Origin of the sequence: Serratia sp. BNK-23 (genome assembly GCF_047456145.1) — a bacterium.
Taxonomy (GTDB): domain Bacteria; phylum Pseudomonadota; class Gammaproteobacteria; order Enterobacterales; family Enterobacteriaceae; genus Serratia; species Serratia nematodiphila.
In genome coordinates this window covers 4,894,285-4,908,726 of sequence record NZ_CP179900.1, presented here as the reverse complement: position 1 = coordinate 4,908,726, position 14,442 = coordinate 4,894,285, and the positions used below count along the sequence as shown (strand labels likewise).

Below are 14,442 nucleotides of genomic sequence, written 5' to 3'. Positions count from 1 at the left end.
GGAGACGAATTATGGCCATGCAATCTCAAGACATCATTCGTAAATCCGCCACCAATGGTTTCACGCCGGCGCCGCGCGCCCGTGACCACCAGGAAGAAGTGGCCAAACTGATCGATGTCACCACCTGTATCGGCTGCAAGGCCTGTCAGGTGGCCTGTTCCGAATGGAACGACATCCGCGACGAAGTGGGACACAACGTCGGGGTGTACGATAACCCCGCCGATCTGACCGCCAAGTCGTGGACGGTGATGCGCTTCTCCGAGGTGGAGGAAAACGGCAAGCTGGAATGGCTGATCCGCAAGGACGGCTGCATGCACTGCGCCGATCCGGGCTGCCTGAAGGCCTGCCCGTCGGAAGGCGCGATCATTCAGTACGCCAACGGCATCGTCGACTTCCAGTCCGAGCACTGCATCGGCTGCGGCTACTGCATCGCCGGCTGCCCGTTCGACGTGCCGCGCATGAACAAGGACGACAACCGGGTGTACAAGTGCACCCTGTGCGTCGACCGCGTGGACGTCGGCCAGGAACCGGCCTGCGTGAAAACCTGCCCGACCGGCGCGATTCACTTCGGCACCAAGGAAGCGATGAAGCAGGTGGCGGCGGATCGCGTCAGCGAGCTGAATACCCGCGGCTACCAGAACGCCGGTCTGTACGATCCGGCGGGGGTGGGCGGCACGCACGTGATGTACGTGTTGCACCACGCCGACAAACCGCAGCTGTACCACGGTTTGCCGGACAACCCGAGCATCAGCCCGGCGGTGACCTTCTGGAAGGGCGTGTGGAAACCCCTGGCGGCCATCGGCTTTGCCGCCACCTTCGCGGCCAGCGTGTTCCACTATGTCGGCGTCGGGCCTAACCGCGTCGAAGATGAGGACGAGCACGACGAGTCGCACGACGAGGAGACGCGCAAATGAGAAAGGAAAAGCCCATTCAGCGTTACAGCGCGCCGGAGCGCATCAACCACTGGATCGTGGCGTTCTGCTTCGTGTTCGCCGCCATCAGCGGGCTGGGGTTCTTCTTCCCCTCCTTCAACTGGCTGATGAACATCTTCGGGACGCCGCAGCTGGCGCGCATTCTGCACCCGTTTGTCGGGGTGATCATGTTCGCCGCGTTCCTGCTGATGTTCCTGCGCTACTGGAAGCACAACCTGATCAACCGGGAAGATATCGTCTGGGCCAAGAACATCCACAAAATCGCCATGAACGAGGAAGTGGGTGATACCGGGCGCTATAATTTCGGCCAGAAGTGCGTGTTCTGGGCGGCGATTATCAGCCTGGTGCTGCTGCTGGCCAGCGGCGTGGTGATCTGGCGGCCGTATTTTGCGCCGTCGTTCTCCATTCCGCTGATCCGCATCGCGCTGCTGGTGCATTCGCTGGCCGCGGTCGGCCTTATCATCGTGATTATGGTGCACATTTACGCCGCATTGTGGGTAAAAGGCACCATTACCGCGATGGTGGAAGGCTGGGTGCCGGCGGCCTGGGCCAAGAAACATCATCCGCGCTGGTACCGTGAGGTCCGCGAGAAACGACAGGAAGATAAACCCTGATGAGTATCCGCATCGTTCCTAAAGAGCAGTTAGGGGCACAGCGTGAGAAGTCCACAACGGCGGAGAACATCCCGCCGTTACTTTTCGCCAACCTGAAAAGCCTGTACAGCCGCCGCGCCGAACGTCTGCGTCAGCTGGCGGTCGACAACCCGCTGGGTGACTACCTGAACTTTGCCGCCGAGCTGGCGCAGGCGCAGCAGCATGCGCTGCACGATAACCCGCTGGCGCTCGATCTTAGCGAAGCGTTGGCGCAGGGCGCCGCCAGCGGCAAACCGCCGCTCGATCTGAGCGTGTTCCCGCGCAGCGAGCACTGGCGCAAGCTGTTGACGTCGCTGATCGCCGAGCTGCGCCCGCAGGCGCCGGAACACATTCTGGCGGTGCTGGACAACCTGGAGAAGGCCTCGGCGCACGAGCTGGAGCTGATGGCCGACGCCTTGCTCAACCGCGAGTTTGGCAAGGTAGGCAGCGAGAAGGCGCCGTTTCTCTGGGCCGCGCTGTCGCTCTATTGGGCGCAGATGGCCAGCCTGATCCCCGGCAAGGCGCGCGCCGAATACGGCGAGCAGCGCCAGTTCTGCCCGGTGTGCGGCAGCATCCCGGTCTCCAGCATGGTGCACATCGGCACCGTCAACGGCCTGCGCTACCTGCACTGCAACCTGTGCGAAAGCGAATGGCACGTGGTGCGGGTGAAGTGCAGCAACTGCGAGCAGACTCGCGATCTCAACTACTGGTCGCTGGACAGCGAGCAGGCGGCGGTGAAGGCGGAGAGCTGCGGCGACTGCGGCACTTACCTGAAGATCCTCTATCAGGAAAAAGACCCGCAGGTCGAAGCGGTGGCCGACGATCTGGCTTCGCTGGTGCTGGACGCCCGTATGGAAGAAGAAGGCTTCGGCCGCAGCAGCATCAATCCGTTCCTGTTCCCGGCGGAGTAACCGCCCGGCCCCGTTCGCGCGGGGCCGGATGAGCAATTTCAGAACGGGCTTCTGGCAATCGCCCGGGCGAGTTGCTACGTTTAGGCCATAACGCGCCAAGCGAAAGGAACCACGATGTTAAACACCCTGGCAAAACTGACCGCGGTCGCCGTGTTGGCGGTTGGACTGGCGGCCTGCGACAACAAAGACGACACCAAACCGGCGGTGCCGCCGCCGGACACCAAGCCGACCGTGACGCAGCCCGCGCCACCGCCGCCGCCTGCGCCGGTAGAAACCCCGCCCGCGCCGCCGGGGCTGAACGTGTCGCTGCAGAAGGGCAAGATCACCTTCGAGCTGCCGCCGGGCTTTAGCGATCAAACGCTGAACAGCGGCATCATCAACGACAGCACCTCCACCATTCAGCGCTTCCTTGACGGCAAGTCGCGCCAGAGCGCGGTCTCGTCCGAAGTGATCCCGCCGGACGGCATGAAGCTCAACACCAGCGACAAAATGCTGAAAGAGCTGACGCAGAGCGCCATCACGGTGCTGGCCGAACGCTATCAGAATATCCAGACCACCAAAGAAGAGAACTTCAGCGTCGGCAAACAGAAGTTTCGCCGGGTGGATACCGAACAGACCGTCAACGGGCAAAAGGTGGTCTCCACCCTGGTGTTGACGGTGTTCAACAAGCGGGTGGTGACGTTGCAAATGCTGTCGCCGGCCAAAACGCCGGAAGTGCATCAGGCGCTGGTGCAGCGGATTATCGATACCCTGGCGGTGAAGTAAGGACGCCGCAGCCAGGACGAAGCGGAGGAGACCGGATGAAGCTTATCGGCAGTTACACCAGCCCCTTTGTGCGCAAGATTTCCGTGATGCTGCTGGAGAAGGGGATTGCGTTCGAGTTCGTCAACGATCCGCCGTATGAGCCCGGCAGCCGGGTGAAGGAGTTGAACCCGCTCGCCAAGGTGCCGGTGCTGATCGCCGATGACGGCGAGGTGTTTTACGACTCGCCGGTGGTGGCCGAATACCTCGAGCTGCTGGCGGTGGAGCCGGCGTTTTTGCCGGCCGAACGCGCCGCCGCGTTGCGCGTCCGGCAGGTGGCGGCGTTGGCGGACGGCGTGACCGAAGCGGCGGCGACGCTGTTCCGTGAAAGCCGGCGCGCGCCGGAAAAACAGGACGAAAACTGGATGCTGCGCCAGCGTGACAAGCTGACGCAGGGCCTGGACGCCCTGGAGGCGCTGGCGCGGGAAAAAACGTGGCTCAATGCCGAGCGGCTGACGCTGGCGGATATCGCCACCGGCTGCGCGCTGGGCTACCTCAATTTTCGCCGCATCCTGCCCAACTGGTGCGTCGAGCGCCCGGCGCTGGTCAAACTGGCCGAACGCCTGTTCGCCCGCGAAAGTTTCGCCCGCACGGCGCCGCCCTGAGCTTTCCTTTCTCCCCGCCGCGGCGGGGTTTTGCTATGCCGATACGTTTAAACTGAAAACCGAGCGACCATGAGCACTGAATCCCACCTTCTTTACAGCCAACTGCCCGCTATCGACCGCCTGCTGCGTGAACCCGCGATTGAACCGCTGGTGGCGCAGCATGGCCAGACGCTGATCGGCGAACTGCTGCGCCGGCTGCAGGCCCAGGCGCGCGACGCGATCAAACAACGGCAACGCTTGCCGGCCTGGTGCGGCGACTGGCCGCAGGCGCTACGGGACGAGCTGGCCCGGCAGCAACGCCCGGCTTTGTTGCCGGTGTTCAACCTCAGCGGCACCGTGCTGCACACCAACCTCGGGCGCGCCCTGCTGGCGCAGCCGGTGAAGGATGCGGTGAACGCGGTGATGGGGGAGGCGGTGACGCTGGAGTACGATCTGGACGGCGCCGGGCGTGGCCATCGCGATCGGGCGGTGGCGAGTCTGCTGTGCCGGCTGACCGGCGCGGAAGACGCCTGCATCGTCAATAACAACGCGGCGGCGGTGCTGCTGATGCTGGCGGCGATCGCCCCCGGCAAAGAGGTGGTGGTGTCGCGCGGCGAGCTGGTGGAAATCGGCGGCGCGTTCCGCATTCCCGACGTGATGCGCCAGGCCGGCTGTCAATTGGTCGAGGTCGGCACCACCAACCGCACCCATCTGAAGGATTACCGCCAGGCCATCAACGAGCAGACTGGCTTGTTAATGAAAGTGCACACCAGCAACTACAGCATTCAGGGCTTTACCGCGGCGGTCGACGAGGCCGAACTGGCGCAGCTCGGGGCCGAACAGGGCGTGCCGACCGCCACCGATCTGGGCAGCGGCTCGCTGATCGATATGGCGCAGTACGGCCTGCCCGCCGAGCCGATGCCGCAGCGGCTGCTGGCCGCCGGCGTCGATCTGGTGACATTCTCCGGCGATAAGCTGCTGGGTGGCCCGCAGGCCGGCATCATCGTCGGCAAAAAGGCGCTGATCGCGCGCCTGCAGCAGCACCCGCTCAAGCGCGCGCTGCGCGTCGGCAAGCTGACGCTGGCGGCTCTGGAGGCCACGCTGCGGCTCTATCTGCAGCCGGAAAAACTGGCTGAGCAGCTGCCGACGCTGCGGCTGTTGACTCGCCCGCAGCAGGAGATGCAACAGGCGGCCGAGCGGCTGCTGACGGCGCTGACGTCACGGTTCACCGCCGATTTCGACCTGCGCGCCGAACCGTGCTGGTCGCAGATCGGCAGCGGTTCGCTGCCGGTGGATCGCCTGCCCAGCTATGCCCTGACCTTCACGCCGCGCGACGGCCGCGGTGCCACGCTGGAAGCGCTGGCCGAACGCTGGCGCCGTCTGCCGCAGCCGGTGATCGGCCGCCTCGGCGACGGCCGGCTGTGGCTGGATCTGCGCTGTCTGGAACAGGAGGGGGCGCTGATCGCAGCGCTGAGCGCATCATGATCATCGCCACCGCCGGCCATGTCGATCATGGCAAAACCACCCTGCTACAGGCGATCTCCGGGATCAACGCGGATCGCCTGCCGGAAGAAAAGCGCCGCGGCATGACCATCGATCTGGGTTACGCCTACTGGCCGCAGCCGGACGGCCGGGTGCTGGGCTTTATCGACGTGCCCGGCCACGAGAAATTCCTCGCCAACATGCTGGCGGGCGTCGGTGGCATCGATCATGCGTTGCTGGTGGTGGCCTGCGACGACGGCGTGATGGCGCAAACCCGCGAGCATCTGGCGATCCTGCGCCTGAGCGGGCGCCCGGCGCTGACGGTGGCGCTGACCAAGGCCGACCGGGTGGACGCGGCGCGTATCGATGAGGTGCGCGGTCAGGTGCGCGACGAGCTGGCGGGCCAGGGCTGGCCCGATGCGCCGTTGTTCGTGACCGCGGCGGTGGCGGGCGAGGGCGTCGAGGCGCTGCGCGCGCATTTGCTGGCGTTGTCGCCCGCTGAACATGCGCTGACGCGCCGTTTTCGCCTGGCGGTAGACCGCGCGTTCAGCGTCAAAGGTGCGGGGCTGGTGGTGACCGGCACCGCGCTCGGCGGCCGGGTGAAGGTGGGGGATACGCTGTGGCTGACCGGCGCCGACGCGCCGGTGCGGGTGCGCGGCCTGCATGCCCAGAATCAGACCGTGGAGCAGGCGCAGGCCGGGCAGCGCATTGCGCTTAACATCAGCGGCGATGTCGATAAAGAGCGGGTCGCGCGCGGCGATTGGCTGCTGGCGCAGCGTCCGCACGAAGCGGCGGAACGCATTCTGGTGGCGCTGGAGACGGATCGGCCGATCCGCCATTGGCAGCCGCTGCATCTGCACCATGCCGCCAGCCACATCACCGGGCGCATTTCGTTGCTGAACGACGGGCTGGCGGAACTGATCCTCGATCGTCCGCTGTGGTTGGCGCAGAACGATCGGCTGGTGCTGCGCGATATCGGCGCGCGGCAAACGCTGGGCGCGGCTCGGGTGCTCAGGCTGAATGCGCCCAAGCGCGGCAAGCGTCAGCCGGACTATCTGGCATGGCTGCAGGCCCTGGCGCTGGCGCAGGACGATGCGCAGGCGCTGGCGCTTGAATTGCCGCACGGCGCGCTGTCACTGGCAGCGTTCGCCTGGGCGCGTCAATTGACGGACGATGGCCTGGACGAGCTGTTGGCGAACCGCGATCTGCTGATCGTCGGTGACCGGGCGCTGGCGCAGGATCAGGTGCAACAGGCGGAAAGCCGCCTGCTGCAGGTGCTGGCGGAGTACCACCAACAGCACGCCGATCAGCTGGGCTTAGGGCGCGCCCGCCTGCGGCGCATGGCCCTGCCTCAGCAGCCGGAAACGCTGGTGTTTATGATGATCGATCGGCTGCAGCGGGCCGGCGCGCTGCGCAATACGCGCGGCTGGCTGCACCTGCCGGAACATGGCCTGGCGTTCAGCGCCGAAGAGGCGCCGCTGTGGGCGCGCATCGAACCGCTGTTCGGCGACGAGCCGTGGTGGGTGCGCGATCTGGCGAGCGAGCTGGGCGAAGAGGAGAGCCGGGTGCGCGCGCTGCTGCGCAAGGCGGCCCAGCTGGGCCATGTGACGGCGGTGGTGGTGGATCGCTACTACCTCAGCCGACGCATCGATCAGTTCGCGGCGCTGATCCGCGAGCTGGATGCGGAGCGCGGGGGCGCCAACGCCGCCGATTTCCGCGATCGGCTCGGCGTCGGGCGCAAGCTGGCGATCCAGGTGTTGGAGTTCTTCGATCGCAGCGGCTTTACCCGCCGCAAGGGCAACGAGCATCTGCTGCGCGACGGCGGGTTGTTCGGTAGCGAGTCCCCTACCCGATAAACCTGACGGCGGCCCGGCTGACGTCGGGCGTTTGGGCGGTGAGAAACGCCTGTAAACGTTCGATCAGCGGCCGTTTTGCCGATTCTTCCGGCCATACCAGATAGTAACCGTCGCCGGTGCGCACGGCGACGTCACAAGGCAGCACCAATAATCCCTCCTCAATCGTCCGCAGGCTCAGCGCCAGATCGCCGATCGAGACGCCGTGCCCGGCAATGGCCGCCGCGTTGCCCTGTTCCAGCGAATCAAATACCTGGCCGCGCATGAGATCGATCGGGGCCGCGATGCCGCTTTTCTGCAGCCAGCGCCGCCAGTCGCGCCGATCGGGCGACGGGTGGATCAGCGGGCAGGCGGCGAGATCCCGCTGCCCGTCGGCGAGCAGCGCGGGGGCGCAAATCGGGATCAGCCATTCGTCGAACAGCTTGGCGGCGGCGGTATTGGCGCCAAAATGGCCGTTGCCGAGCAGGATGGCGCAGTCGTAGGGTTCGCTGAAAAAATCCACGCTGTCGATGTCCATCCAGACGCTGGCTGCCTGCACCTCGAACGCCTGCGCCGTTTGCCGGAACCGGCTCAGGCAGTCCAGCAGCCAGCGCAGGGTCAGGGTGGAGGGCGCCTTCAGCCGCAGCAGATCGCGGTGGCTTCTGAACAGCTCGCAGGCTTGCTCGATGCGGCCAAACCCTTGCTGCAGCTCGGCGGCGAAGATTTTCCCCTGCGGCGTGACCTCGATACGCGGGCCGTTGCGCTGGAACAGCCGGCAGCCGAAGTGCTGCTCCAGCGTTTTGATGTGCTTGCTGACCGCGCTCGGGGTGAGATGCAGCTCCTCGGCGGCCAGCGTGAACGAGCCGGTGCGGGCGGCGCTTTCGAAGGCGCGCAGGGCGTAAAGCGGCGGAAGGGAACTGGCCATCGCGGCGTCTCTAATAATGAGTCTGATTCACAGTAAACGACAGGATTACTCCTTTTTCAAGGCGGGGGCGGCGGCATGATAATGGCGCGACGCCAACTGACTGAATGTGAGTGAAATAAAGATGAACCTGTCGTTGCTGGCGGCGTATTTCGCCGCCATTTTGTTGCTGATCGCCACGCCGGGGCCGGTGGTGGTGATGGTGGCCAACACCGCGGCGCGCTTTGGCGCCCGGCGTGCGCTGTTGACCGCGCTGGGCAGCAACGGAGCCTCCTTGTTGCTGATCGGCGTCGCCGCGCTGATTATCACCGGGCTGTTCGCCGTGGATATGCGCTTGCTGCAGTGGATAGGCCTGCTGGGTTGCCTGTTTATTGGCCGTATGGCGATCGTCTCGCTGTATGAGGATTTATCCGCGCGAGCCCCCGATGCGCAGCCCGTTGCGCCGCCGCAAAAACGCTCGGCGATCCTGAACGGTTTTCTGGTGGGCATCGCCAACCCCAAAGACATTATCTTCTTCGTCGCCTTTTTCCCGCAGTTCATCGCCGTCACCCCCTCGATCGGCGCCAGCCTGACGCTGCTGACCGCGCTGTGGGTGCTGGCGGACTTCGCCATTTTGCTGACCTATATCACCCTGCTGTCGGGAACGGCGCTGCAGCGCGCGCGGCGGGCGATCTCTGTCCTGTCGGCGTTGCTGTTGTTGGCGGTGGCGGTGGTGGGAACGGGGTATGCACTGTGGGGGTTGCTCGGCTGAAGCCGCATAAAAAACGCCGGTCGGGAAACCGGACCGGCGTTTTATCGTCGCGTTTACGCCGCGCCGTTCGGCTGCGGCGTGGGGTCGCCGTTGCGGCGTTTGCCGAGGAACAGCGCCACCAGCGTCAGCCAGCACAGGCCGCTGATGAGGTTGAACAGGTTGAACAGCCCGCTGCCGCCCCAGACGTAGGCGACCTTGGCCAGCTCGATGCCGACGGTGAATACCATCATGCTCAGCATGCCCATAGTGGCCGACACTGTGCCCTTGCTGACGTTGCTGGAGAACAGCGTCAGGCGGTACAGCCCGGCGTTGGCCAGGCCAATGCCGAAGGCGTACAGACTCAGGCCGGCGGTCATCCACAGGTAGGCGTGGCTGGAGAACTGGGTCGCCAGCGCGGCGATCAGCAGCCCTAGCAGCATCGGGCCCGCGCCCAGCTTGATCAGGCGCTCCACGCTGTTCTTGCCGGTCAGGCGCGCCAGCGTCAGGTTGCCGAGGATCAGCGCGCCGAACACCGGGATCTGCAGCAGGCCGTAGTCCAGCGTCGACAGCGACTCGCCGCTGATCAGGATCACCGGCGACTGGGCGATCCAGGCCAGCAGCGGCAGGCTGGCGAAACCGATCGCCAGGGCGCCGCACAGGAAGCGGCGGTTGCCCAGCACCTGGCGGTAGTCGCGCCACAGGTTGGCGGCGGAAAACGCCTCGCCCTGCAGCGTGGCGGTTTCCGGCATCGCTTTCCACAGGCCGTAGAAGGCGATGGCCGCCAGCGCCGCAAACAGCACAAACATGCTCTGCCACGGCGCGACGTGGATCAACGCCGCACCGGCCAGCGGCCCGAGCAGCGGGGCGATCAGCGCCACGTTAGCCATCAGGGCGGTGATTTTGATGCACACCGCCTCCTCGAACGACTCCTGGATGGTGGCGTAGCCGACCGCGCCGATAAAGCACAGGCCGATGCCCTGCAGGAAACGCATGGCGATAAACTGCTCGATGGTGGTTACCAGCAGGATCGCCAGGCAGGAGACGATGAAGAACGCCACCCCGGCCAGCATCACCGGGCGACGGCCGCGACGATCCGACAGCGGCCCGAGCAGCCACTGCAGGAAAATGCCGCCGGCCAGATAGGCGGTCATTGAGGTGGGCACCCACTCTTCGCCGGCGTTGAAATCCGCCACGACGGCCAGCATGCCCGGCTGAATCATATCGTTGCCGATATAGGTGGCGAACTCGAACAGCACCAGACAAAGAGGGAATAAAAGCGCCTGCCGGCCCAAACGTGCCGCAGGTGGTAATGTCGTTTTCATATTATTGTACTGATAGTAAAAGAGAAAAAGGAACTGCCAGGGCGGGAAGCGCAAACTGAGCGAGTTGTGGCGGCTATTTTGCCGCCAATTGTTCACCTTCGCAATCATAAGGTGTTGTTTAAGTGCATTCTGATATTTCGCTTTTGGGTTGTCGCCGAACGCCGTGCCCGATAACCTCTTCTTAACATATCAATATGACACAAGATCGGGCGAGCGTTTGAGCGAGAAAATCGGCTGGATAGACAACCTGCGGGCGATGGCGTGCATGATGGTGGTGATGATCCACGCCACCACGTATTACGTCACCAACGGCGCGGCGATAGGGTTGCACAACTGGGACATCGCCAACGTACTGAACTCACTGTCGCGCGTGTCGGTGCCGCTGTTCTTTATGATTTCCGGCTACCTGTTCTTCGGCGAAAAGAGCGCCGGCCGGCGGCATTTCACCCGCATCATCTGCTGCATTCTGTTCTACAGCGCCATCGCGCTGATCTATATCGCGGCCTTCACCAAGATCGGTTTCTGGCCGTCGCTGCGCGGCATCCTGCAAAAGCCGGTGTTTTACCACCTGTGGTTTTTCTACGCCATCGCGGTGATTTACCTGCTGTCGCCGCTGATCAGCGTTAAACCGGTGTCGCGTCGCTACCTGGCCGCCGCGTTGGTGGTGTTGGCGGCGATCGCCAACCCGAATACCGACAAGCTGGCCTTCGGCAACGCGCACCTGCTGCCGGTTAACCTGTATATCTACGGCGATACCTTCTACTACCTACTGTATGCGTTGGCCGGGCGGGCGATTGGCATGATGGAGGCGCGCGGGCGCGCCGTGGGCTGGTTGGCGGCGTTTGGATTTGCGCTGTGCGTGGCGCTGATAGCGCGCGGCACCAAGCATCAGCTGTTCATCAACGGCAACTTCGCCGATACTTACTACATCTACAGCGGCCCGCTGGTGTTTATGGCGGCGGTGGCGCTGTTGGTGTGGGTGAAACACTGTTTGCCGCAGCCGATCGGCTGGCTGAGCGTATTTTCCCGCCATTCGCTGGCGATTTACGGTTTTCACGCCCTGATCGTTAACGTGATGCGCAGCCGGCACCTGGATTTCACCGGCCACCCGCTGCTGGATATCTTCTGGGTGTTCGGCGTGGCGCTGGGGCTCAGCCTGCTGCTGTCTGTCGGCCTGCAGCGGCTGGATACCCGCCGGCTGGTGTCATAGCGGCGAGCGCTGGCGCTGCTGGGCGCGGCGCAGCTGCCGCCCGGAAGAAAAACCGGCCGCCAGCGCGGCCTTCTCCAACCCATACCCTTGCTGCAGGCGCTGTTGCGCCACCGCCAACCGCAGCTGCTCATGATATTCCCGTACGCTGATGCCGACGTGGCTGCGAAACAGCCGCGCCAGATGGCGGCTGCTGACGTGCGCCTTCTCCGCCACCTGCGGCACCGACCAGTCGGCTTCCGGCTCGGCGGCCATCACGTCCTGCGCGCGGTGCACCGCCGGGTGCAGGTGGTTGCGGTAACGCAGCCAGGGCGACAGTTGCGGATCGTCGCCGGCGCGGCGGAAATAAACCACCATGTCGCGTGCGACGTCGCGCGCCCGGCCGGAGCCGCAGTGGCGGTGGACCAGATGCAGCGCCAAATCGATGCCGGTGGTGATGCCCGCGCTGGTGTAGACGCCGCGGTCTTCGACGAAGATGCGGTTCTCTTTCACCTGCGCCGCCGGCGCCTGCAGGCGGATGCGTTCGATGACGTCGTGGTGGGTGGTGCACTGATAGCCGTCGAGCAGCCCGGCCTGCGCCGCCAGCAGCGCGCCGGAACAGATGCACACCAGGGTGATGCGCTGCTGCTGCAGATCGGGCCGCAGCGTCGCCAGCCAGCGGCGGGCCTGCTCGGCCTCTTCACCGGCGAAATAGCGCTGCGAATCGCCGACGCCCGGCAGCACCAGAATGGCGCCGTCTTCCAGGCGTTCGGGCAACGGCTGCAGGCCGCTCAGCGTCATGCCGATGGAGCAGACGACCTGCGGCGCCGGGCTGAGGTAACGCAGGCTGAACGACCCGGCGAGGCGCAGGGTTTCCGCCGGGCCGCTGACGTCGAGCGACAGCACGTTGGGCAACAGCAGAAAATAGACGGCCTGCGGCATGGTTACTCCTGTGCGAGTTGCGCCAGCGCCTCATCCACGCTGGCGATGCGGGCGAAACGATCGACCAGTACGGTTTCAGTATGCCGCTTCAGCTGCGCGGGGGTAAAGACTTCACCGTCGGGATGGCGCATCGGGAAGGTCAGCGTCGCCTCGGTGACGAAGGTCACCCGATAACCGAGATCGGACGCCACCCGGGTGGTGGTTTCACAGCACTGTTCGGTGCGGATGCCGGAGATGATCAGGTGGTTGATATCCCGCTCGCGCAGCCAGGCGTCGAGGCCGGATTCGGTCAGCGCATTGTGTACATGCTTATGCACGGTGATATCCGCCTGGTGGGTGAGGAACGGCAGGCGCTGCACGTGGCCTGAAGCCAGCGAGAACGGCCCCTGCGGCGAGACGTGCAGCACGTCGACCAGCGCCGCGCCGCGTTGCTGACAGCCCGCGATCAGACGGGTCAGCGCCTGTTGAAACGCCGGCAGATCGTCCTCCTGCCAGAATGGACGGTGCTGGAATGATTGCTGGACATCGATGATCAATAACGCGCTCTGTGACATTTTCGGCCCTCCGCCAGTGTGTGTAGCGACCATATTGCGCCGCTCATTACTCTGGCAGAAGGCCAAAAACGGCCATCATGATGACAACAGCGGACCGACCTTAGGCTTTGCTCACCTGGCCAGCCACCAGGCGCCCCTGATGGAAGGTGGCGCTGCGCGCCGGCAGGCGGGCGACCGCCTCGGCGGAACAGCTGGCGTTGACCAGCACGAACTCGGCGGCATCGCCGGCTTTCGGCCAGGCGCGCTGGCCCTTATCGTCCAGCGGCAGCACGCCGCCGGTGGCGATGGCCATGGCGCGCGACAGGTGATACTCGTCGGATCCGCGGTACAGCTGGGCGTACAGGTTGGCCTTTTCCAGGATGTCGCCGGTGCCGAACGGCGACCAGTGGTCGATCACGCTGTCGGTGCCGGTCATCACGAATACCCCTTTCTCGCTGAGCTGCGGCAGCGGCATCATCAGGCTGCCGATCGGCACCGTGGAGGCGATGGTGATCTGCTGCGCCGCCAGCCGGGTGGCGGTTTCCGCCAGTTCGCCCGGCGTCAGCGTGGTCAGGGCGAAAGCGTGGCTGATGGTGACCTTGCCGCGCAGCGCCGGGTTTTTCTCCACGGTGGCGATCATGTAGTTGATGGCGGCGACCCCGGCCGGGCTGGTTTCATGCAGGTGGATATCCACGCCTTTGCCGGTATCGAGGGCGATCTGGAACATGGCGTCCAGCGATTTCTCCATCGCGCCGTCGACGTTGGTCGGATCGAGCCCGCCGACGTACTGCACGCCCATCTGCATCGCTTCGCGCATCAGCGCATCGACTTTGGAGTGCAGCAGGCCGTGCTGCGGGAAGGCGACGATTTCACAGCTGAAGTCCGCCCGGTGGTTTTCCAGCGCGCGCTGCAGGTGCTCCAGGCTTTTCAGGCCGCTGACCGGATCGATATTGCAGTGGCTGCGCGCCACGGTGCTGCCTTTGGACTGCAGCAGGGCGATCAGATTTTCCGCCCGCTGCTGCGAGGTGGGCAGCAGTTTCGGGATCAGCGTCTGCTCCAGCGCGATCATGTCCATGATGGTTTTGCCCTGGCGCGGGCGCGGCGCCTGCCACGGGCCGCTGTAGAAGGTTTTATCCAGGTGGATGTGCATATCGCGAAACGCCGGCAGCAGCAGCCGGCCCTGCGCCTGATAGCGGGGCACGCCGGCGGGCAACGCGGCGTTGGCGGCGTGAATGGCGGCGATCTTGCCGTCTTTGATCTCAAGCGTGTACAGCGCGGTGCGGGTGCCGATCACCGTGTCGCCGTCGTATTCAAAGCCGTTTTCCAGCCGCACCTCGCTCAGGCAGTAGTGGCGATCGGTCAGGGTCATCGGCGTTGGCGCACACTGCTCGCCGCCAGGAGACGCGGCCTGTGCCACGCCACCGGTCAGGCCGATCACCGCGCAGGCGGTGGTGAGTTTGCCGGTTTGGCTGAGGAAGGCTCTGCGGCCCGGTTGTTGAGGGTTTTCCACGTTCGGTTCCTTAATCCAGAGGTGAGGGAGTGAAAACATCCCCCAATTTAGGAGAGGAAGCGGCCGGTTGGCAGCGACATTTGCCACTGGTGACTATTCGATTTGGTAATGACCGGCGTGCGC

The 14,442-nt window shown here is 64.7% G+C and carries 14 protein-coding genes; 9 read left to right on the top strand and 5 right to left on the bottom strand.

Features of this window, described 5'->3' with window-relative positions; genetic code table 11:
- The first annotated feature begins 11 nt into the window (after nucleotides 1-11).
- The 7 genes from fdxH to selB all read left to right on the top strand — a co-directional run bounded on the left by fdxH (nucleotide 12) and on the right by selB (nucleotide 7,198).
- Nucleotides 12-914 carry a formate dehydrogenase subunit beta gene (gene fdxH / locus ACMGF9_RS23320; RefSeq protein WP_004934014.1) on the top strand — a complete coding sequence of 301 codons (903 nt, stop codon included), beginning with the start codon at nucleotides 12-14 and terminating at the stop codon, nucleotides 912-914.
- A complete protein-coding gene (gene fdoI / locus ACMGF9_RS23315; protein ID WP_004934017.1) occupies nucleotides 911-1,546 on the top strand; it encodes a formate dehydrogenase cytochrome b556 subunit in 636 nt (211 codons plus the stop codon). The genes fdxH and fdoI overlap by 4 nt, the downstream gene beginning before the upstream one ends.
- Nucleotides 1,546-2,475 (top strand): formate dehydrogenase accessory protein FdhE, encoded by a 930-nt coding sequence (fdhE, locus tag ACMGF9_RS23310; RefSeq protein WP_004934019.1) that lies wholly within the window; start codon nucleotides 1,546-1,548, stop codon nucleotides 2,473-2,475. The genes fdoI and fdhE overlap by 1 nt, the downstream gene beginning before the upstream one ends.
- A gap of 114 nt (nucleotides 2,476-2,589) precedes the next feature.
- A complete protein-coding gene (locus tag ACMGF9_RS23305; RefSeq protein ID WP_004934023.1) occupies nucleotides 2,590-3,240 on the top strand; it encodes a DcrB-related protein in 651 nt (216 codons plus the stop codon).
- Between the two features lie 35 nt (nucleotides 3,241-3,275).
- Complete coding sequence (locus ACMGF9_RS23300; protein WP_044030191.1) at nucleotides 3,276-3,881, top strand: glutathione S-transferase; 606 nt, start codon at nucleotides 3,276-3,278, stop codon at nucleotides 3,879-3,881.
- 69 nt (nucleotides 3,882-3,950) lie between these two features.
- On the top strand, nucleotides 3,951-5,345 hold the full coding sequence (gene selA, locus ACMGF9_RS23295) for an L-seryl-tRNA(Sec) selenium transferase (RefSeq protein WP_118892605.1): 1,395 nt from the start codon (nucleotides 3,951-3,953) through the stop codon (nucleotides 5,343-5,345).
- The gene (selB, locus tag ACMGF9_RS23290) at nucleotides 5,342-7,198 is read left to right on the top strand and encodes a selenocysteine-specific translation elongation factor (protein ID WP_118892604.1); all 1,857 of its coding nucleotides are present in this window, start codon (nucleotides 5,342-5,344) and stop codon (nucleotides 7,196-7,198) included. Before selA ends, selB begins: the two co-directional genes overlap by 4 nt.
- Here selB and ACMGF9_RS23285 read toward each other — a convergent pair.
- Nucleotides 7,188-8,099, bottom strand: a complete 912-nt coding sequence (locus ACMGF9_RS23285) for a LysR family transcriptional regulator (protein ID WP_015376176.1) — start codon at nucleotides 8,097-8,099, stop codon at nucleotides 7,188-7,190. The genes selB and ACMGF9_RS23285 overlap by 11 nt on opposite strands.
- 121 nt (nucleotides 8,100-8,220) lie before the next feature.
- On the opposite strand from ACMGF9_RS23285, the gene ACMGF9_RS23280 reads away from it, so the two are divergent.
- The gene (locus ACMGF9_RS23280) at nucleotides 8,221-8,847 is read left to right on the top strand and encodes a LysE family translocator (RefSeq protein WP_015376177.1); all 627 of its coding nucleotides are present in this window, start codon (nucleotides 8,221-8,223) and stop codon (nucleotides 8,845-8,847) included.
- Nucleotides 8,848-8,900: 53 nt separating this feature from the next.
- Here the strand turns inward: ACMGF9_RS23280 and ACMGF9_RS23275 are convergent, their stop codons facing one another.
- Complete coding sequence (locus tag ACMGF9_RS23275) at nucleotides 8,901-10,148, bottom strand: MFS transporter (RefSeq protein ID WP_004934040.1); 1,248 nt, start codon at nucleotides 10,146-10,148, stop codon at nucleotides 8,901-8,903.
- A gap of 217 nt (nucleotides 10,149-10,365) precedes the next feature.
- On the opposite strand from ACMGF9_RS23275, the gene ACMGF9_RS23270 reads away from it, so the two are divergent.
- Complete coding sequence (locus ACMGF9_RS23270) at nucleotides 10,366-11,358, top strand: acyltransferase (RefSeq protein ID WP_099981664.1); 993 nt, start codon at nucleotides 10,366-10,368, stop codon at nucleotides 11,356-11,358.
- Here the strand turns inward: ACMGF9_RS23270 and ACMGF9_RS23265 are convergent.
- The 3 genes from ACMGF9_RS23265 to ACMGF9_RS23255 all read right to left on the bottom strand — a co-directional run bounded on the left by ACMGF9_RS23265 (nucleotide 11,353) and on the right by ACMGF9_RS23255 (nucleotide 14,319).
- A complete protein-coding gene (locus ACMGF9_RS23265; RefSeq protein WP_021504143.1) occupies nucleotides 11,353-12,276 on the bottom strand; it encodes a GlxA family transcriptional regulator in 924 nt (307 codons plus the stop codon). The genes ACMGF9_RS23270 and ACMGF9_RS23265 overlap by 6 nt on opposite strands.
- Nucleotides 12,277-12,278: 2 nt before the next feature.
- A complete protein-coding gene (locus tag ACMGF9_RS23260) occupies nucleotides 12,279-12,830 on the bottom strand; it encodes an isochorismatase family protein (protein WP_004934049.1) in 552 nt (183 codons plus the stop codon).
- 100 nt (nucleotides 12,831-12,930) lie between these two features.
- Complete coding sequence (locus ACMGF9_RS23255; RefSeq protein ID WP_088381119.1) at nucleotides 12,931-14,319, bottom strand: amidohydrolase family protein; 1,389 nt, start codon at nucleotides 14,317-14,319, stop codon at nucleotides 12,931-12,933.
- Nucleotides 14,320-14,442: the final 123 nt, after the last annotated feature.